The 17,404-nt window shown below is 71.6% G+C and carries 15 protein-coding genes; 6 read left to right on the forward strand and 9 right to left on the reverse strand.

Annotated features, from left to right (window positions below):
- Positions 1–3 precede the first annotated feature (3 nt).
- The 4 genes from ACFXPL_RS29685 (at position 4) to ACFXPL_RS29700 (ending at position 4,768) form a co-directional block, all read left to right on the forward strand.
- The gene (locus ACFXPL_RS29685; protein WP_384925382.1) at positions 4–1,533 is read left to right on the forward strand and encodes a sugar ABC transporter ATP-binding protein; all 1,530 of its coding nucleotides are present in this window, start codon (positions 4–6) and stop codon (positions 1,531–1,533) included.
- On the forward strand, positions 1,526–2,491 hold the full coding sequence (locus ACFXPL_RS29690; protein ID WP_384925352.1) for an ABC transporter permease: 966 nt from the start codon (positions 1,526–1,528) through the stop codon (positions 2,489–2,491). The genes ACFXPL_RS29685 and ACFXPL_RS29690 overlap by 8 nt, the downstream gene beginning before the upstream one ends.
- A 5-nt stretch (positions 2,492–2,496) precedes the next feature.
- The gene (locus ACFXPL_RS29695; protein WP_384925384.1) at positions 2,497–3,507 is read left to right on the forward strand and encodes an ABC transporter permease; all 1,011 of its coding nucleotides are present in this window, start codon (positions 2,497–2,499) and stop codon (positions 3,505–3,507) included.
- Between the two features lie 232 nt (positions 3,508–3,739).
- Positions 3,740–4,768: a DMT family transporter gene (locus tag ACFXPL_RS29700; protein WP_384925354.1), complete on the forward strand. Its 1,029-nt coding sequence runs from the start codon at positions 3,740–3,742 to the stop codon at positions 4,766–4,768.
- On the opposite strand, the gene ACFXPL_RS29705 is transcribed toward ACFXPL_RS29700, so the two are convergent.
- The 7 genes from ACFXPL_RS29705 to ACFXPL_RS29735 form a co-directional block, all read right to left on the reverse strand.
- Positions 4,649–5,947, reverse strand: a complete 1,299-nt coding sequence (locus ACFXPL_RS29705; protein ID WP_384925356.1) for a transglycosylase family protein — start codon at positions 5,945–5,947, stop codon at positions 4,649–4,651. The two genes, ACFXPL_RS29700 and ACFXPL_RS29705, sit on opposite strands and share 120 nt — an antisense overlap.
- A gap of 248 nt (positions 5,948–6,195) precedes the next feature.
- Positions 6,196–7,125: a PfkB family carbohydrate kinase gene (locus ACFXPL_RS29710; RefSeq protein ID WP_384925358.1), complete on the reverse strand. Its 930-nt coding sequence runs from the start codon at positions 7,123–7,125 to the stop codon at positions 6,196–6,198.
- The gene (locus ACFXPL_RS29715; protein WP_384925360.1) at positions 7,122–8,111 is read right to left on the reverse strand and encodes a zinc-dependent alcohol dehydrogenase family protein; all 990 of its coding nucleotides are present in this window, start codon (positions 8,109–8,111) and stop codon (positions 7,122–7,124) included. Before ACFXPL_RS29715 ends, ACFXPL_RS29710 begins: the two co-directional genes overlap by 4 nt.
- On the reverse strand, positions 8,111–9,016 hold the full coding sequence (locus tag ACFXPL_RS29720) for a carbohydrate ABC transporter permease (RefSeq protein ID WP_384925362.1): 906 nt from the start codon (positions 9,014–9,016) through the stop codon (positions 8,111–8,113). Before ACFXPL_RS29720 ends, ACFXPL_RS29715 begins: the two co-directional genes overlap by 1 nt.
- Positions 9,013–9,990: a carbohydrate ABC transporter permease gene (locus tag ACFXPL_RS29725; protein ID WP_384925364.1), complete on the reverse strand. Its 978-nt coding sequence runs from the start codon at positions 9,988–9,990 to the stop codon at positions 9,013–9,015. Before ACFXPL_RS29725 ends, ACFXPL_RS29720 begins: the two co-directional genes overlap by 4 nt.
- On the reverse strand, positions 9,987–11,348 hold the full coding sequence (locus ACFXPL_RS29730) for an ABC transporter substrate-binding protein (protein WP_384925366.1): 1,362 nt from the start codon (positions 11,346–11,348) through the stop codon (positions 9,987–9,989). Before ACFXPL_RS29730 ends, ACFXPL_RS29725 begins: the two co-directional genes overlap by 4 nt.
- A 154-nt stretch (positions 11,349–11,502) precedes the next feature.
- The gene (locus ACFXPL_RS29735; protein ID WP_384925368.1) at positions 11,503–12,264 is read right to left on the reverse strand and encodes a DeoR/GlpR family DNA-binding transcription regulator; all 762 of its coding nucleotides are present in this window, start codon (positions 12,262–12,264) and stop codon (positions 11,503–11,505) included.
- A 480-nt stretch (positions 12,265–12,744) separates the two neighbouring features.
- Here ACFXPL_RS29735 and gndA point away from each other — a divergent pair, with 480 nt between their 5' ends.
- On the forward strand, positions 12,745–14,187 hold the full coding sequence (gene gndA / locus ACFXPL_RS29740) for an NADP-dependent phosphogluconate dehydrogenase (RefSeq protein WP_384925370.1): 1,443 nt from the start codon (positions 12,745–12,747) through the stop codon (positions 14,185–14,187).
- Between the two features lie 434 nt (positions 14,188–14,621).
- Here gndA and ACFXPL_RS29745 read toward each other — a convergent pair whose 3' ends face one another.
- Both ACFXPL_RS29745 and ACFXPL_RS29750 read right to left on the reverse strand, forming a co-directional pair.
- Entirely contained in the window at positions 14,622–15,266 is a 645-nt protein-coding gene (locus ACFXPL_RS29745; protein ID WP_384925372.1) for an aspartate/glutamate racemase family protein, read from the reverse strand.
- Between the two features lie 309 nt (positions 15,267–15,575).
- Positions 15,576–15,926: a GNAT family N-acetyltransferase gene (locus tag ACFXPL_RS29750; RefSeq protein ID WP_384925374.1), complete on the reverse strand. Its 351-nt coding sequence runs from the start codon at positions 15,924–15,926 to the stop codon at positions 15,576–15,578.
- 423 nt (positions 15,927–16,349) lie between these two features.
- On the opposite strand from ACFXPL_RS29750, the gene ACFXPL_RS29755 reads away from it, so the two are divergent.
- On the forward strand, positions 16,350–17,324 hold the full coding sequence (locus ACFXPL_RS29755; protein ID WP_384925376.1) for an MIP/aquaporin family protein: 975 nt from the start codon (positions 16,350–16,352) through the stop codon (positions 17,322–17,324).
- The last annotated feature ends 80 nt before the right edge of the window (positions 17,325–17,404 follow it).

A 17,404-nucleotide genomic window follows, 5' to 3' on the forward strand; every position in this document is an offset into this window, starting at 1 on the left:
CAGCTGCTGTCGGTCACCGGGCTGACCAAGTCCTTCCCCGGCGCACGGGCGCTCGACGGGGTGGACCTCTGCGTCGGCCCCGGCGAGGTCCACGCGCTGATCGGCGAGAACGGCGCGGGCAAGTCCACCCTCATCAAGGTGCTCACCGGCGTGTACCGGCCCGACGGGGGCGAGATCGTCCTGCGGGGCGAGCCGGTACGGTTCGCCACCCCGCTGGAGGCGCAGCACGCCGGAATCTCCACCATCTACCAGGAGGTCAACCTCGTCCCCCTGATGAGTGTGGCCCGCAACCTCTTCCTGGGGCGCGAGCCCCGCGGCCGGCTCGGGCTGATCGACTTCGGGCGGATGCACCGCGCCGCGGACGAGGCGCTGCGCGGTCTCGGGCTGCGGGTGGACGTCCGCCGGCCGCTGCGTTCGCTCGGGGTCGGCGCCCAGCAGATGGTCGCCCTGGCGCGGGCGGTCTCGGTCGACGCGCGCGTCGTCGTCATGGACGAGCCCACGTCGTCGCTCGAACCGCGCGAGGTCCGCACCCTGTTCGGGGTGATCAGGATGCTCAGGGAGCGCGGGATCGCGGTGATCTACGTCAGCCACCGGCTGGACGAGCTGTACGAGATCTGCGACACCGTCACCGTGCTGCGCGACGGCCGCCGGGTCCACACCGGCCCGATCGCCGGACTGGACCGGCTGCGGCTGGTCTCGCTGATGCTGGGGCGTGAGATGGGCGAGGTGCGCGGCGAAGGGCTCACCAAGTTCTCCGGCGGACACGACACGGCCGAGGAACCCGTCCTGGAAGCAGAGAATTTGACGATACGTCAGGTACTGCGCGGAGTGTCGGTCCGGGTACGGCCCGGCGAGGTCGTGGGGCTCGGCGGGCTGCTCGGTTCGGGGCGCAGCGAGACCGCGAAGGCCATCGCGGGCGCGCTGCCGCCCGACTCCGGCCGCGTGGTGGTGGCGGGGGCGCCCGTGAGGACCGGGTCCACGCCCGCCGCGATCAGGGCCGGCATCAGCCTGCTGCCCGAGGACCGCAAGGCGGAGGGCATCGTTCCAGGGCTCTCCGTACGGGAGAACATCGCACTGGCCGCCCTGCCGGAGCTGGCCCGTTTCGGGCTGGTCGACGACGCCAGGATCGACCGGCTGGTGGACACCTTCATGAAGCGGCTGCGCATCAAGGCGTCGGGGCCGCACCAGAAGGTCGGTGAATTGTCCGGCGGCAACCAGCAGAAGGTGCTGCTCGCCCGGTGGCTGGCGATGCGGCCCAAGGTGCTGCTCCTGGACGAGCCCACGCGCGGCATCGACGTCGGCGCGAAGGCGGAGGTGCAGGGGCTGATCGACGAACTCGCGGGCGAGGGGCTCGGGGTGGTGCTGATCTCCTCCGACATGGAGGAGCTGATCGAGGGCTCCGACCGGGTCGTGGTGCTCAAGGACGGTGCGGTGGTGGCGGAGTTGACCGGTTCCGAGGTGACGGAGGACCGGCTGCTGCACGCCATCGCGGCAGGGGGCGTACCCGAGGAGGACGAGGCCCGTCATGACTGATCTCGCGGCGCCCCGGCGCGTACCCGTGGACCGGGCGCGGCTGCTCACGCTCCTCCAGGAGTACGGCGTCTACGCGGGCGTGGCCGCCCTGCTGCTCGCCAATGTCCTGCTCACCCCGCACTTCCTGTCCGCGGAGAACTTCCGCACCCAGGCCGTGCAGGTCGCCCCGGTCATCATCGTGGCGCTCGGGATGGCGCTGGCCATCGGCAGCGAGGGCGTGGACCTCTCCGTGGGCGCGGTGATGGCGCTCTCCACCTCGCTGCTCTCCCTCTACCTCGGGTACGGACCGTGGATCGCGCTGCTGGTGGCGGTGGTGGGCGGGGCCGCCGTCGGGCTCGCCAACGGTTCGCTGGTCGCGTTCATCGGGGTGCAGCCCATCGTGGCGACGCTCGCGCTGATGGTCGCCGGGCGCGGTCTCGCCCTGGTCCTGCTCCCCCAGCTCAAGGACGTCAGGGACCCGGGTCTGGCCGCGCTGGGCTCGGGCGATCTGCTGGGCGTCCCGTACCTGGTGCTGATCGCCGCCGCGCTGGCGCTCGCGGTGGGCTTCACCGTACGGCGCACGACCTTCGGCCGGCAGCTCCTCGCGATCGGTGACAGCAGACCTGCGGCCCGGCTCGCGGGACTGCCGGTGCGCCGGGTGCTGATCCTCGTCTACGTCTGCTCGGGCGTCCTGGCCGCCGTCGCCGGGGTGCTGGCCACCACCAGGCTCCAGGCGAGCGACCCGACCTCGCTCGGCACCCTGATGGAGCTGTCGGCCATCACCGCCGTGGTGGTGGGCGGTACGCCGCTGAGCGGCGGCCGGATCAGGATCGGCGGAACCGTGGCGGGCGCCGTGCTCATCCAGCTGCTGACCGCCACGCTCATCAAACACGACCTGCCGCCGTCCTGGACCCAGATCGCCCAGGCCGTGGTGATCGTGCTCGCGGTGTACGCGGCACGGGAACGGGGGAAGCGGTGACCACGGTGGAGACCCGGGAGGCCAACTCCCTGAACGACGAAGGGGACACGTTCGGCGCGAGCCGGGCCGAACGGCTGAGCGCGCTCGCCCAGCAGCACGGCGCGCTCTTCACCCTGGTGGTGGTGGCCGTCGCCGCCTCCGTCGGCTTCGACACCTTCGCGACCGGCGACAACCTGGCGAACATGGCGGTCTCCTCGGCGTTCCTCGCCGTCGTCGCCCTCGGCATGACCTTCGTGATCATCACCGGCGGGATCGATCTCTCGGTGGGTTCGCTCTTCGCGCTCGGCGGGGTGCTCGCCGCCTGGGGTTCGCGGTACGGCACGGCGGTGGCGCTGCTGCTGCCGCTCGCGGTCTGCGGGCTGATCGGCCTGGTCAACGGTCTGCTGATCGCCCGGGCGCGGCTGGCGCCTTTCATCGTCACGCTGGCCGCGATGCTGCTCGCGCGCGGGGTGCTGCTGTCGGTCACCGACGAGGGCGCGAACACCTATCTGGTGGACGGGACGTCCTTCTTCGCCCGGCTCGGCCAGGACACCCTGTTCGGGATCGGCCTGCCGGTGTGGATCACGGCGGCGCTCTTCGTGCTGGGCGCGGTCGTGCTGCGCCGCAGCCGTTTCGGCCAGTACGTGTACGCGGTCGGCGGCAACGAGGACGCGGCGGCGCTGATGGGCGCCCCGGTGGCCCGTACGAAGATCGCCGTCTACACCCTCTCGGGGCTCTGCGCGGGGCTCGCCGGGGCGCTCAACGCGGCCTGGCTGGTCTCCGGGGTGACCATTCTCGGTACGGGGATGGAGCTGGAGGCGATCTCCGCCGTCGTCATCGGGGGCACCCTGCTCACGGGCGGCTTCGGCTTCATCAGCGGATCGCTCGTCGGGGTGCTGCTGCTGAAGGTCATCCAGAACGTCATCAACCAGATCGGCTCGCTGGACTCCGCCTACCAACAGGTCGTCAGTGGCGCCTTCCTGGCGGTCGTGGTGATCGCCCAGACCTGGCTGGGACGGCGGCGCCGGATGCTCTGAGACCCGACCGCGCCGGCCGGTCACGTTGCGCCATGACCGGTCGGCGCGCAGTGGCGGCGCGTCCGATTCGCCCCTTCCGGGATCTCCCCGTCCCGGCCCCATGGGGATCGCGCTGACCTGGGACACCGCCCACGGGTGGACATCGGACCCGGCGCGTCCTCCTACGGCATTACGCCGGATCGCCCTCTCCAGGACGACGCGCGAACCGTCCGGGCGAGAGATCGTGGAAGGCATGAGTGCACTCGCCCTGTCCGTTCTCCTGTCGCTGGTCTCCGCGGTCGCCTACGCGTCCGGGGCGATCCTCCAGGAGCACGTCGCCACGGACACCCCCGCCCGCCCGTACGCACCGCTGCACCACGGGGTGTGGTGGGCCGCCGTGGCCCTCAACGGGCTCGGGGCGGCGCTGCACGTCGTCGCGCTGGCGTACGGGCCGCTCAGCGTCGTCCAGCCGCTCGGCGCGCTCACCATCGTCTTCGCGCTGCCCATGGCGGCGCTCTTCGTGGGGCGCAGGGCCGGGCGCACCGCGTGGCGGGGCGCGCTCATGGCGTCCGTGGGGCTGGCGGGGCTGCTCGCCCTCACCGAGGGGACGGACACGCACTCGCTGGACGGCGGCGAGCGGCTGGTGCTGGCCGTCGGCACGTTCGGCGCGGTGGGGGCGCTCTTCCTGGTGGCGCAGCTCGTGGGGCGGCCCGCCGTGCGGAGCATGCTGCTGGCGGCCTCGGCCGGGGTCGCGTTCGGCATCGCCTCGGTCTTCACCAAGACCGTCGCGGTGGACTGGACCTCGGACCGGCCGACCGTTCAGGTGCCGAGCCTGGCGGTGATCGCGGTCCTCGCGGCGGGCGGGCTGCTGCTCTCGCAGGCGTCGTACCGGGGCGCGGGGCTGGCCGGACCGCTGGCCACGGTCACGGTGGTGAACCCGGTGGTGGCGGCGGCCGTGGGGCTGACGCTGTTCGGTGAGGAGTTCCGGTACGGGACGGCGGGTACGGCGCTGGCGCTGGCCTCCGGTGTCGTCGCCGCGGGCGGGCTGATCCTGCTCACCACGGAGCGGCTGGCCGCGTCCCGTGCGGCGCGGCAGGGCGGCTCGGGGTCATCGGCCCCGGCAGCCCGGCCGCCGCGGGCGCCACGGCCGCGGGAGCGGGGCTCAGAGGCGGACGCCGCCCGCGCGCAGGTAGGCGAGCGGGTCGATGTCGGAGCCGTACCCGGGCCCCGTACGCATCTCGAAGTGGAGGTGCGGTCCCGTGCTGTTGCCGGTGGATCCTGACCGGGCGATCCGCTGGCCGCCGCCGACGCTCTGGCCCTCGCGCACGGTGAGCGCGGAGAGGTGCGCGTACTGGCTGTACTTGCCGTCCGTGTGCCGGATGACGACCTGGTAGCCGTACGCCCCGGCCCAGCCCGCCGAGACCACGCGGCCGGCGGCGACGGCCTTCACCGAGGTGCCGGTGGGGACGGGAAAGTCGACGCCCGTGTGGTAGCCGCTGGCCCAGGAGCCGGCCTGGCGGTACTGGGTGCCGGTGGAGGCGGAGACCGGGGCGGTCATGCCGCTCGTCCTCGGCTTCGCGGCCGGGGCTTCCGCCTTGACCTGCCGCTTCTCCTCCTGCTTGGGCTTCTGTTCCTGCTTCGGCTCCGGCTTCGCCTGCTGTTTCGGCTTCGCCTTCTCCTGGGGCTCGGCGGTCCGCTTCGGCGCCTCGGTCCGCTTCTCGGCGGGGACGGGCGCGGCCTTCTCCTCGGGGCGGGTGGCGGTGCCCTTGGCGGGTGCCTGGAGCACCAGCTTCTGCCCGGGGAAGATCAGGTCGGGGTCGCTGCCGATGACGCGGCGGTTCTCCTCGTACAGCCGCTGCCAGCCGCCCTTGACGGACTCCTCGACGGCGATCCCCGAGAGGGAGTCGCCCCGGGCGACGGTGTACCCCTCGCGCTGGGTCGGTACGGAGGTGGGCGAGGCGGCCCGCTTCGTCCCGGTCCGCTTCGGTCCGGCCTTCGCGGGGGCGCTCTTCGCGCGGACCTCGGCCTGGACCGCGGTCCCGGTGTCGCGGGCCTTCGCCGGGGTGATCTCGGGTGCGTCGCCGCCCCGGTCCAGCCCGGCCCGCACCGAGCAGGCGGGCCAGGCGCCGGGGCCCTGGCCCTTGAGCACCTTCTCGGCGACGGCGATCTGCTGGTCCCTGCTGGCGAGATCGGCGCGCGGCGCGTAGCGGGTGCCGCCGTACGCCTCCCAGGTGGACTGGGTGAACTGGAGCCCGCCGTAATAGCCGTTGCCGGTGTTGATCTGCCAGTTGCTGGTCGACTCGCAGGCAGCGACCTTCTCCCACACGTCGACCGGCGCCGCGTGCGCGGTCGCGGCGGCGAGGAGCGGCAGCGCCATGCCCGCCCCGCCCGCCGTGACGGTGAGCGACGCACGGTTGATACGGCTCGGCTGGTATCGGCGATGCCGACCGGTTGCGGCCATGATGTGGCTCCCCCACTGGCTGTAGGACACGTCGCAGCGGCCAACGTAAAGGCTCCGCGACGACCGTGACAAGGCCTCACCGGCCGCGTCCCGGTCACCGCACGGCCGCGTATCGGCACACAGCGTGCCATCCCGGAACACGTGGCGTCCCCGGTTGTGCGAAATTCGCCGCCGGTATCCCACCGGTCGGTTACGGGGAGGCCCGCACGCGCCGTGGGCCGGGTACGGCGACCGCCGTACGGGAGGGGTCAGGTGCCCGGCGGTCTCGTCGGCTCCGTACCGGTCTGGGCGCAGACCGAGGCGGCCACCCTGGACGCGAAGTCCAGCATCTCCGTCACCCCTTCGCGGGGCAGCCCGGCGACGGTGCCGGGCCCGTCCACGCCGTGCGCGGTCAGCCAGTTGATGACGCCGGCCATGAAGGCGTCACCGGCGCCGATGGTGTTGACCACCTCGACGGGCACCGCGGGCACGGAGACCGGCTCCGCGTCGCCCGCGAACGCCGTGGCACCCTTGGCGCCGCGGGTGAGCACCACGAGGCGCCCCTCCCCGGCCAGCCGCCGGCAGCTCTCGTCGGGGTCCGTGTCCGGCCAGAGCCGGGCCAGGTCCTCGTCGCTCGCCTTGACGACATGGGCCAGTGAGCAGAGTTCGCGCAGCAGCCGCAAGGCGGAGTCCGGGTCGATCGTCCGGTCCTCGCGCACATTGGGGTCCACCACCAGCAGCGAACCCGCGGCGCCCGCGCGGGCGGTGGCCGCGACGGCCTCGGCCGCCGGCTCGACGACGGCGGCGACACCGCCCACGTACACGGCGGCGAACCGGTCCGCCCGCGCCGCGTGGTCCGGCAGCCGGAAGGTCGCCGTCTCGCCGACGTGGAAGTGGTAGCCGGTGCCGTCGGGGCCCGGGTCGGCGACCGCGAGCGTCGTGGGCAGCCCCGAGCGCGCGCAGAGGCCGAGTTCCGTACCGGCGTCGGCCAGCCGCGCTTCGATCATGCGGGCGAAGCCGTCGCCGCCGAGCGCCCCGGCGAACCAGCTCGGCGTACCGAGCCTGGCCAGCCCGGCCGCGACGTTGGCGGGCGCGCCGCCGGGCTGGGCCCGGTACGTCTCCGGGTCGTCCGGCACGGGGACGAGGTCGATGAGCGCCTCGCCCATCACGAGCACCGCGCCGGGTGGGACCTCGGTCACGGCTGGACCACGATCTTGCGTCCCTGGCCCGCCTTGAACTTGTCGATGGCCTGCGGGTACTGCTCCAGCGGCAGCCGGTCGCTGATGAAGACCGCCGGGTCGAGCACGCCGGAGGCGAAGAGCGCGGCGGCCCGCTCGTAGCTGTGCAGCACCGCCATGGAGCCGGTGATCGTGATCTCCTGGTTGTAGATCCGGTACGGCTCGATGACGGCGGTCGTCGCGTAGTCGGCGACGCCGAACTGGAGGAAGGTACCGCCCTTGGCGACCCGGCCGAGGCCGTCCTGGATGGCGCCCGCGTTGCCGGTGGCGTCGATGACGACGTCCCAGCCGGTGGGCCGGTCGAACTCGTCCGCCGAGGAGCCGGAGCGCGAGCAGCCGAGCTTGCCGGCGGTCGCCAGCCGCTCAGGGTTGATGTCGAGCATGTCCACGGAGGCGGCGCCGGTGCGCTTGGCCAGCTCCAGCATCATCAGGCCCATGGTGCCGGATCCGTAGATCAGCACCTCGGCGCCGAGGGTCGACCTGAGCACGTCGTATCCGCGTACGGCGCAGGAGAGCGGCTCGATGAGCGCCGCGTCCTTCACGTCGATGTGGTCGGGCAGCTTGACGCAGTTGGCGACCGGCGCGACGGCGAACTCGGCGGCCCCGCCCGGCTTGCTGACCCCGATCGCGTTCCACCGGTCGCACAGGTTGCCCCGTCCGGTACGGCAGTAGCGGCATTCGTGGCAGTACAGGGACGGGTCGACGGCGACCTTGTCGCCGATCGCCAGTTCGGTGACGTCGGCGCCGATCCCGACGATCTCACCGGCGAACTCGTGCCCCGGGATGATCGGCAGGGTGGGCGCGAACTCGCCCTGGAGAATGTGCAGATCGGTGCCGCACAGTCCGCACGCGGCAACGGAGACAACCACGTCCCGAGGGCCAGGGGTGGGGTCGGGAACCGTCGTGACGGAGACCTTGCCGACGGCTTCGACGATCGCAGCCCTCATTACTTCACAGCTCCAAGAGAAAGGCCCTGGACCAGCTTGTCCTGGGCGGCGAAACCTGCGGCGAGCACCGGCAGGGACACAACGACGGAGGCCGCGCACAGTTGGGCGAGGAAGAGCCCCTGGCTGGTGACGAAGCCCGTCAGGAACACGGGGGCGGTCTGCGCCGTCACCCCGGTGAGGACCCGGGCGAAGAGCAGCTCGTTCCAGCTGAAGATGAAGCAGATCAGCGACGTCGCCGCGATACCGGGCGCGGCGACCGGCGCGACCACCCGCAGCAGGACGGTGGGCAGTCGGGCCCCGTCCACCTGCGCGGCCTCGATGATGGAGACCGGCACGTCCGCGAGGAAGGACTGCATCATCCACACCGCGATCGGCAGGTTCATCGAGGTGTAGAGGATGACCAGCAGCCAGATGTTGTCCAGCATGCCGACGTTCTTCGCGAAGAGGTAGATGGGCAGCAGCCCGGCGACCACCGGCAGCATCTTCGTGGAGAGGAAGAAGAACATGACGTCCGTCCACTTCTCCACGCGCTTGATGGAGAGCGCGTACGCCGCGGGCAGGGCCAGCAGGAGCACGAAGAGCGTGGAGAAGAACGACGCGGTCAGGGAGTTGATCAGCGGCGGCCAGGGGCTCGCACCGCCGCCCTCGCCGAAGAACACCCGGTAGCTGTCGAGGGTGAGTCCGGCGGTGAGCGACGGCGGGTTGGTCGCCGCGTCGGCCTCCGTGTGGAAGGAGGTGAGCAGCATCCAGAGCGCCGGCAGGCAGAAGACGATGCCGACGATCCAGGCCAGCAGGCCCAGTCCGGCGGAGCGCCGCCTGGCCCGCCGGGCGGCGGGGGCGTACTTGTCGTACGTGCTGGCGTGCGGCCGGGTGGCCGCACCGCTGTTGACGGAGAGAGCACTCACGCGCGGTTCGCCTCCTCACTGAAGAGGGACGAGACGACGCGCAGGGCGAAGGTCGCGATCACGATCGTTCCGATCACGACGACGACTCCGGCTGCGGAGGCCAGTCCGTACTCGTGAGCCTGGTAGAAGGTCTGGTAGATGGTGTACGGCAGGTTCGCGGTGCCGAGGCCCCCGGAGGTGAGGGTGAACACGGCGTCGAAGTTCTGCACGATGTAGATCGAGCCGAGCAGAATGCCCAGTTCGAGGTAGCGCCGCAAGTGGGGCAGGGTCAGGTAGCCGAACATCTGCCACCCGGTCGCGCCGTCCAGCTTGGCCGCCTCCATGATCTCGGCGGGCCTGCTCTGGAGTCCGGCGAGCAGGATGAGCATCATGAACGGCGTCCACTGCCAGATCAGCGAGGCCTCGACCGCGAGCAGCGGCATGTCGGAGATCCAGTCGGGCTGGGTGGGGTTCTCCACCCCGAAGAGCCCGGTGAACCAGGCCCAGCCACCGTTGAGGAGCCCGTACTCGGGGTTGTAGAGGACGTGCTTCCACATGAGCGCGGCCGAGACCGGGACCAGCAGGAACGGTGTGATCAGCAGCGTACGGACGAGTCCGCGGCCGATGAACTTACGGTCGAGCAGCAGCGCGAGCAGCAGTCCGAGCACCACGCTGACGATCACGACGGTCGCCGTGAGCAGCACGGTGGTGATGACCGATTCACGCAGGGCCGCGTCGGTGAACACCGAGCCGTAGTTGCTGAGCCCGGCGAAGCTGCGGTTGTCGGGGGCGAGGGAGTTCCAGTCGAAGAGCGAGATCACCAGGGTGGCCACGAAGGGCAGTTGGGTGACCGCGACCAGGAAGATCAGGGCGGGCAGCAGGGGGGCGCGGGTGGCCCATGCTCGGGCCCTGGATCCCCGGCCGGCCTGATGCGACGCGGAGGGGCGCGGCGCCCCGGCCGGGGAGCGTGGGGGTGTGCTGACGGAGGTACTCACTTCTGGTCCTTGCCCACCTTTTCGGCCAGCGCCTGCGAGTTCTTCAGCGCTTCCTCGACGGACTTCTTCCCGGCGATGGCGGCACTGATCTCCTGCGAGACCTTCGTGCCGAGGTCGGTGAACTCGGGGATGTCGACGAACTGGATGCCGACGGTGGGACGGGGCTGGGTGCCCGGGTCGGTCGGGTTGGCGTTGGCGATGGCGTTCTTGGTCACCTCGGCGAACGCGGCGGCTTCCTTCAGGTAGTCCGGGTTCTCGTACGTCGAGGCGCGCTTGCCGGCCGGGACGTTCGACCAGCCGGCCTTCTCACCGGCGAGGGCCTCGTACTCCTTGCTGGACGCCCAGGAGATGAACTTCCAGGCGCTCTCCGTCTTGCTGGACGCCTTCTGCATGCCCCAGGCCCAGGTGTAGAGCCAGCCGGAGCTGTCCGTCTTGTCGACCGGGGCCGGCACGTAGCCGATCTTGCCCTTGACCGGGGAGCCCTTGGCCTCCAGCGAGCCGGCGCCGGCGGTGGCGTCGTACCACATGGCCGACTTGCCCTGCGTCATGTTGTTGAGGCACTCGGCGTAACCGGCCTGCGGGGCGCCCGCCTCGCCGTGGTCGCGCACGAGGTCGACGTAGAACTTGGTGGCCTTGGTGAACTCGGGGGAGGTGAGCTGCGCCTCCCAGTCCTTGGTGAACCAGGTGCCGCCCATGGTGTTGACCACGGTCGTCAGCGGGGCGATGACCTCGCCCCAGCCGGGCAGACCGCGCAGACAGATGCCCTTCATGCCCTTCTCGGCGCCGTCCGCCTTGGCGGCGAGATCGGCGACCTGCTGCCAGGTCGGCTTGTCGGGCATCGTCAGCTTCTTCGCCTCGAAGACGTCCTTGCGGTACATCAGGAAGGACGACTCGCCGTAGAAGGGCTGGCCGTAGAGCTTGCCGTCCTCCGCGGTGAGGGAGTCGGAGAGGGGCTTGAGTATGTCGCCCTGGTCGAACTTCTTGTCCTTCTCGGTGTAGTCGTCGAGCGCGTGCAGCCAGCCGTTCTTCGCGAAGAACGGCACCTCGAAGTTGCTGATCGTGGCGACGTCGTACTGGCCGGCCTGGTTCGAGAAGTCCTGGGTGATCTTGTCCCGGACGTCGTTCTCCGGCAGGACGGTGAAGTTCACCTTGATGCCGGTTTCCTTGGTGAAGTTGTCCGCGGTCAGCTTCTGCAGGTCGACCATCTGCGGGTTGTTCACCATGAGCACGTTGAGCGTGTCACCCCCTCCTGCCGAGGAGCCGCCACCCGCGCCGCTGCACCCCGCGAGAAGCGCCGTCAAGGCCACACTCGCGCCCACACGCATGCGGACTCCACGACGTCGTTGTTGGAAGTGCATGAGAAATCTCCTGATTGTTCGGGTGGGAAGTGGGGGATGGTGAGAGGGAGGGGCGGTGCGCCGGGGTACCCGGTGTGCCGCGAGGGGGTGACGCGATGTCAGAAGCAAGAGGTCAGAGGGGTGGTGCGGTGCGGAGCCGGGCACGGATCCGGCGTCAGACGCGTATGACCTGTGGCCCGAGCAGCGAGTACCGCTGGGCCTCCGCCGAGGGCAGCCCCGAGTCCGTGACGATGGACTCGAAGTCACCGACCTCGGCGAAGCGGCAGAAGCTCACCGCGCCGAACTTGGTGTGGATCCCGGTGAAGACCCGGCGGCGGGCGCTGCGCATCGCCTGTGCCTTCACCTCGCTGACGGCGGGGTCGGGGGTGGTGAGTCCGTACTCGCGCGAGATGCCGTTCGCCCCGACGTACGCGAGGTCGATGACGAATTCGGAGAGCATCCGGGTGGTCCAGTGGTCGACGGTGGCCATCGTGGAGCCACGCACCCGGCCGCCGAGCAGCAGTACGGCGATCTTCTCGGCGTCGGCGAGGGCGGTGGCCACGGCGAGGGACGCGGTGACCACGGTCAGCGGCCGGTCGCGGGGCAGCGCCTCGGCGACGAGCTGGGGGGTGAACCCCTCGTCGACGAAGACCGTCTCGGCGTCACCGAGCAGATCGGCGGCCGCCGCCGCGATCCGGGACTTCTGGGGGACGAGCCGGGTGGTCCTCACCGCCAGGGTCGTCTCGAATCCGGCGCTCTCCACGGGATAGGCGCCGCCGTGGGTGCGCCGTACCAGCCCGTGTCCCTCCAGGGCGTGCAGGTCCCGCCGTACGGTCTCCTTGGCGACCTGAAGCCTCCCGGCCAGCGCGGTGACTTCCACCGACCCGTCGCTCCGGGCGATCTCCAGGATTTCTCGTCGACGCTCGTCGGTGTCCACGACCACACACTTCCCTGCTTTGCTGCGGCTCAGCACCCGTTCGGGCTCATGCGTCGTTTGTACAAGCAGAGAACCCGCTGCGACCAGGCTCTTCACAGCATTGAGTGAGTCCGAGTCTGCCCGTTTGACCAAGTACGTATGCGCTGGTCACACCCTCTGACGGGGTCGGTGTTACGCGGATCACTGCCCGAATGGCGGCACACGGTGCCCGATCGGCGCCCGGTGCGGTCCAGCCCGTGTCCGAAAACGGAGCCCGTATTCGGGCAGGAGCGGGCAGCCGCGGGCGGCCGGCGGGACGCGTCCGGCGGCGGGCGCGTCCGGGAGGGGCGCGGTGAACAGCCGTGCGCGGAGGTACGTATCCCTCCCCGGCGGCCCGGCCCGGTCGGCCCCCTGCCCGCGGGTTTGTCTTGGCGCGCCCGGGCACGGGGGTCTTTACTGGCCGTGCACGGCACAATTCGACGGATATCCAGGAGCACACGCATGAGTGGTACAGCCCAGATCGGTGTCACGGGGCTCGCGGTGATGGGCCGCAATCTCGCCCGGAACTTCGCCCGCAACGGTTTCACCGTGGCTCTGCACAACCGCACCGCGTCGAAGACCCGTGCTCTGGTGGACGAGTTCGGCGACGAGGGCACGTTCGTCGCCGCCGAGTCGGCCGAGGAGTTCGTGGCGGCGCTGGAGCGGCCCCGCCGGCTGGTCATCATGGTGAAGGCCGGCGACCCGACGGACGCCGTGATCGACGAGTTCGCCCCGCTGCTGGAGGAGGGCGACGTCATCATCGACGGCGGCAACGCCCACTTCGCGGACACCCGGCGGCGCGAGAAGGCCCTGCGCGAGCGCGGCATCCACTTCGTCGGCGTCGGCATCTCCGGCGGCGAGGAGGGCGCGCTGCACGGACCGAGCATCATGCCCGGCGGCTCCACCGAGTCGTACGCCTCGCTCGGCCCGATGCTGGAGAAGATCTCCGGCAAGGCGAAGGACGGCACGCCCTGCTGCACCCACATCGGGCCGGACGGCGCGGGTCACTTCGTCAAGATGGTGCACAACGGCATCGAGTACGCCGACATGCAGCTCATCGCCGAGGCGTACCACCTGCTGCGCTCCGTCGCCGGCTACTCCCCCGCGAAGATCGCGGAGACCTTCAAGTCGTGGAACACCGGCCGCCTCGACTCGTATCTGATCGAGATCACGGCCGAGGTGCTGGCCCATACGGATGAGGCGACCGGCACGCCGTTCGTGGACGTCGTGACCGACCAGGCCGAGCAGAAGGGCACCGGCCGCTGGACCGTGCAGATCGCCCTCGACCTGGGCGTCCCGGTCTCCGGTATCGCCGAGGCGGTCTTCGCCCGTTCGCTCTCCGGCCACGCCGGGCTGCGGGAGGCCTCGCGTACGCTGCCGGGCCCGACGGCGACGCCGCTGAGCGAGGCCGAGGCGGCCCGCTTCGCGGACCAGGTCGAGCAGGCGCTGTACGCGTCGAAGATCGTGTCGTACACGCAGGGCTTCCACCAGCTCCAGGCGGGCGGCGCGGAGTACGGCTGGGACCTCGACCTCGGTTCGATCGCCGCGATCTGGCGGGCGGGGTGCATCATCCGCGCCGCGTTCCTCGACCGGATCCGTGAGGCGTACGACGCGCAGCGCGACCTGCCGAGCCTGCTCTCCGACAAGCAGTTCGCCGAGGAGATCGGCGCCGCTCAGGAGGACTGGCGCGCGGTGGTCGCCTCCGCCGTGCACCAGGGCGTGCCGACCCCGGGCTTCGCCGCGGCGCTCGCGTACTACGACGCGCTGCGCGCCGAGCGGCTGCCCGCCGCGCTGACCCAGGGCCAGCGCGACTACTTCGGGGCGCACACCTACCGGCGCACGGACCGCGAGGGCTCGTTCCACACCCTGTGGGGCGGCGACCGCTCCGAGGTGCGGACGGGCTGATCCGGCACCCGGCCGGCCGGACCGGTTACGGTCCGGCCGACGCCCGGCTGACGTCCGGCTGACGCCGGCTCAGCCGAGCGGCCCCGGCTGCGGCTCCGGCTCGGGCTGCGGTACGGGGCCGGGGTCCGGCGGGCCCGGGACCGGGTCGGGGCCCGGGATGGGCGCCGGACCCGGCGGCGTGGGCACGGGGGACGGCGGGCCCGGGGGTACGGGATCCGGCGTCGGCCCCGGGCCGGGCGGACCGGGCGGCGGGGTGGGCGACGGCGGAACCGGGTCGGGGTACGGACTGGTCATGCCTGTCCTCCAGAAGTGCGGGAGTCGTGCCTTCCCAATGTCTCCCGCTGCGCGTGCCCACGCGCGCCGGGTCCACGCGTGATCCCGCCGGACGGATCACCCGGCGGGAGGCCGTACGGCGGAGGCCACCGGGTCGGCGGTCAGCGGCCGGCCGCCGCCATCACCGCCACCGCCGCGGCCAGCCCGGTCGCCGGGCCCGCGAGCACGGGAACGGCACCGCGGACCCGCCCGGCCGCCTCGGCCATCGACACCTGGGCCAGCACGATCACCCCGGCCCCGCCGGCCTCCGTGACCGCGTCGACGGCGGCGGCGACCGCGTCCAGATAGCCGTCCCTGTCCCCCGCCTCGAAGCGCTCCCAGGCGCCTTCGACCAGCACCGTACGCAGCTCCAGGGGCCGCCCGGCGGCCGCTTCCCGGATCAGCGCGACCGTCGGCTCCAGCGTGGACTCCAGCGCCGCGACCACCACGACCCGGCCCGCCGCCGCCGCTGCCTCGGCCATCGGCCGGTCGACCCGCAGCACGGGCACCCCGAGCGCGGGCCCGGCCTTCTCCGCCACGTCCCCGATGGTCGAACAGGTGCACAGCACCGCGCTCGCACCCCCGGCCACGGCCGGGGCGAGCACGGCCCGGATCTCCGCCGCCACGGCCTCGGGCCCCTCGGCCCTGGCCCGCGCGAGCAGTTCCTCGGCCACGAGGTGACGCAGCGGCACACCGGGGTGGCCGGCGTCCCGCAGGGCGTCGAAGACCGGGACATGGACCGGGGAGGTGTGCAGCAGGACGAGCATGGCCACGATGCTAGGCCCTGTCTGAAATAGCGCCGTCCGCCCGCAGGGCGGGGCTCGCGGTGTCTGGCGCACTGCACTCGCTCCGCTCGCTCCGTCTCTGCGCACTGAATTGCCCTTCGGATGCCGAGCGCGATCGCAAGGCGGAGGATCGGCACCCTCGACGGCCCGGACGTACCCGGGCGACTCCGACAACGCAGCGAGTGTGCGTGCCGGGCGTCGCGAGCCAGGCGGGATTTGCCAGACAGGGCCTAGTACTGCAAAGACCGTTGCAGTACTAGGCCCGTGGTCCGGCCGCGCCGCGCTGTGCCGTCACGCGCTCCTCACCTGCGCCTTCGCGGCCTCGACCACCTCCGGCGGTGCCTCCGGCGCCGCCTCGGGGTGACGCTGCGCCCAGCGGGCCGCGTACGGGCAGAGCGGGACGACGAAGGCGCCCTCGCGCGCCGCCATCGCGTAGAACTCGCGGACCAGGGTGCCCGCGATGCCCTTGCCCTCGTACCCCTCCTCCACCACGGTGTGCACCGCGACCAGCGCGGCGGGCACGGCGGGCGTCTCCGGGGTGGCCACCAGGGCGACGTACGCGATGGCGCCGACGGCCTGACCGTCCTCGTACGCCTCGAAGCGGCCCTGGGGCCGGTTGTCACGGATGTTCAGGTCTGCCATGGAACCTGTCTCCCTGCTGGTCGGTCGGGTCCGACCCGGTCTCGGCTCGGCTCGGCACCGGTGGGGGCCGGACCCCGTACGTTACGGGCGCCGGTCCGGCCGGATGCGCGGCGGGATCGCCCGGACGGCCGACGGTTCCGCGAGGAAAACCCACGCGTTCCCGGAACACCCCGCCGCATTCCCCGGCCCGGGGCGGAGCGCGCGCCGGTGTCCGTGCGTTCCCTGCCCTCCGAGGGCCGTTCTGATTCCCTTTCCGGAATTCCCGGCCCCCGCGCGGCGCGCGGAATCACCGGTCTGCCGTACGCCGTCGGACGTAACGGACGGCTTTCCCGTCCGGCCACCCGGACGCGGCGGCCGGGCGCCGCACCTAATGTCAGGCAGGTGTGATGCGCGGTGCGGAACCGCCCGGGAAAAGGAGAGCACATGGCCGTACGCAGTCCACGCCGCAGAGGTTATCCGGAGGGTATCGGCGGCGAACTCGTCGCCGAGTTCCTGGGCACGCTCGTCCTGCTCCTGCTGGGCTGCGGATCGGTGGCCGTCGCCGTGGTCGGCCTGCCGGGTTCGGGCCGTCAGGTCGCGGCTTTCGGGCCCGCCAACTGGCTCATCATCTCGTGGGGCTGGGGCCTTGCCGTGGTCTTCGGCGTGTACGTCGCCGGCGGTATCAGCGGCGCGCACATCAACCCGGCGGTAACCCTCGCGTTCGCGGTCCGGCGGACCTTTCCCTGGCGGAAGGTCCTTCCCTACTGGGGCGCCCAATTGCTGGGCGCTTTCTGCGGAGCCGCGCTCGTCTACGCCACCTATCGGTGGGCGATCGACGCGACCAACACCAAAGCGGGTATCGGGCGGGAACAATCCCTTTCCACCTACTCGATCTTCGCCACGTTCCCCGCCGAGTATTTCGGCAATTCCTGGTGGGGGCCGCTGCTCGACCAGATCGTGGGAACCGCGGTCCTCCTCCTGCTGATCTGCGCGCTCATCGACACGAAGAATCTGGCGCCGGGCTCCAACCTCGGCCCGTTCCTGACCGGTCTGGTCGTCTTCGCCATCGGTCTGACCTTCGGCACGAACGCCGGGTACGCGATCAACCCCGCCAGGGACTTCGGCCCCCGCCTCTTCACCTTCTTCGAGGGCTGGGGCTCCATCGCACTGCCCGGCAGCTTCCAGTGGTTCAGCCACTACTGGTGGATCCCCATCGTCGGCCCGCTCATCGGGGGCATCATCGGATCGCAGCTCTACGAGCGGCTGATCGCACCGGTCATCAGGGCGCGCGGCGGCCCCACCGAGGAGGGCCGGGTCCCGGCCAAGGACGCCCCCGTACCGTCGGGGCCTTCCGCCGGCAGGCCCGCGGCCGACGGGCCGCCCGTCGACGAGCCGCCCGGCAACAGGCCGCCGGCGTAAGGCGTAGCGCCGGTACGCGTACGAGGGGTGGGCCACCACGGACGGTGGCCCACCCCCCCCCCAGTCTGAGATAAAAAAAA

It is taken from the genome of Streptomyces sp. NPDC059092 (genome assembly GCF_042756365.1).
Lineage (GTDB): Bacteria > Actinomycetota > Actinomycetes > Streptomycetales > Streptomycetaceae > Streptomyces.

Coding starts and splice junctions, on each gene's coding strand:
- ACFXPL_RS29690 (WP_384925352.1), top strand. CDS start 1,526: ATGACTGATCTCGCGGCGCCCCGGCGCGTACCCGTGGACCGGGCGCGG.
- ACFXPL_RS29700 (WP_384925354.1), top strand. CDS start 3,740: ATGAGTGCACTCGCCCTGTCCGTTCTCCTGTCGCTGGTCTCCGCGGTC.
- ACFXPL_RS29705 (WP_384925356.1), bottom strand. CDS start 5,947: ATGGCCGCAACCGGTCGGCATCGCCGATACCAGCCGAGCCGTATCAAC.
- ACFXPL_RS29715 (WP_384925360.1), bottom strand. CDS start 8,111: ATGAGGGCTGCGATCGTCGAAGCCGTCGGCAAGGTCTCCGTCACGACG.
- ACFXPL_RS29730 (WP_384925366.1), bottom strand. CDS start 11,348: ATGCACTTCCAACAACGACGTCGTGGAGTCCGCATGCGTGTGGGCGCG.
- gndA (WP_384925370.1), top strand. CDS start 12,745: ATGAGTGGTACAGCCCAGATCGGTGTCACGGGGCTCGCGGTGATGGGC.
- ACFXPL_RS29745 (WP_384925372.1), bottom strand. CDS start 15,266: ATGCTCGTCCTGCTGCACACCTCCCCGGTCCATGTCCCGGTCTTCGAC.
- ACFXPL_RS29750 (WP_384925374.1), bottom strand. CDS start 15,926: ATGGCAGACCTGAACATCCGTGACAACCGGCCCCAGGGCCGCTTCGAG.
- ACFXPL_RS29755 (WP_384925376.1), top strand. CDS start 16,350: ATGGCCGTACGCAGTCCACGCCGCAGAGGTTATCCGGAGGGTATCGGC.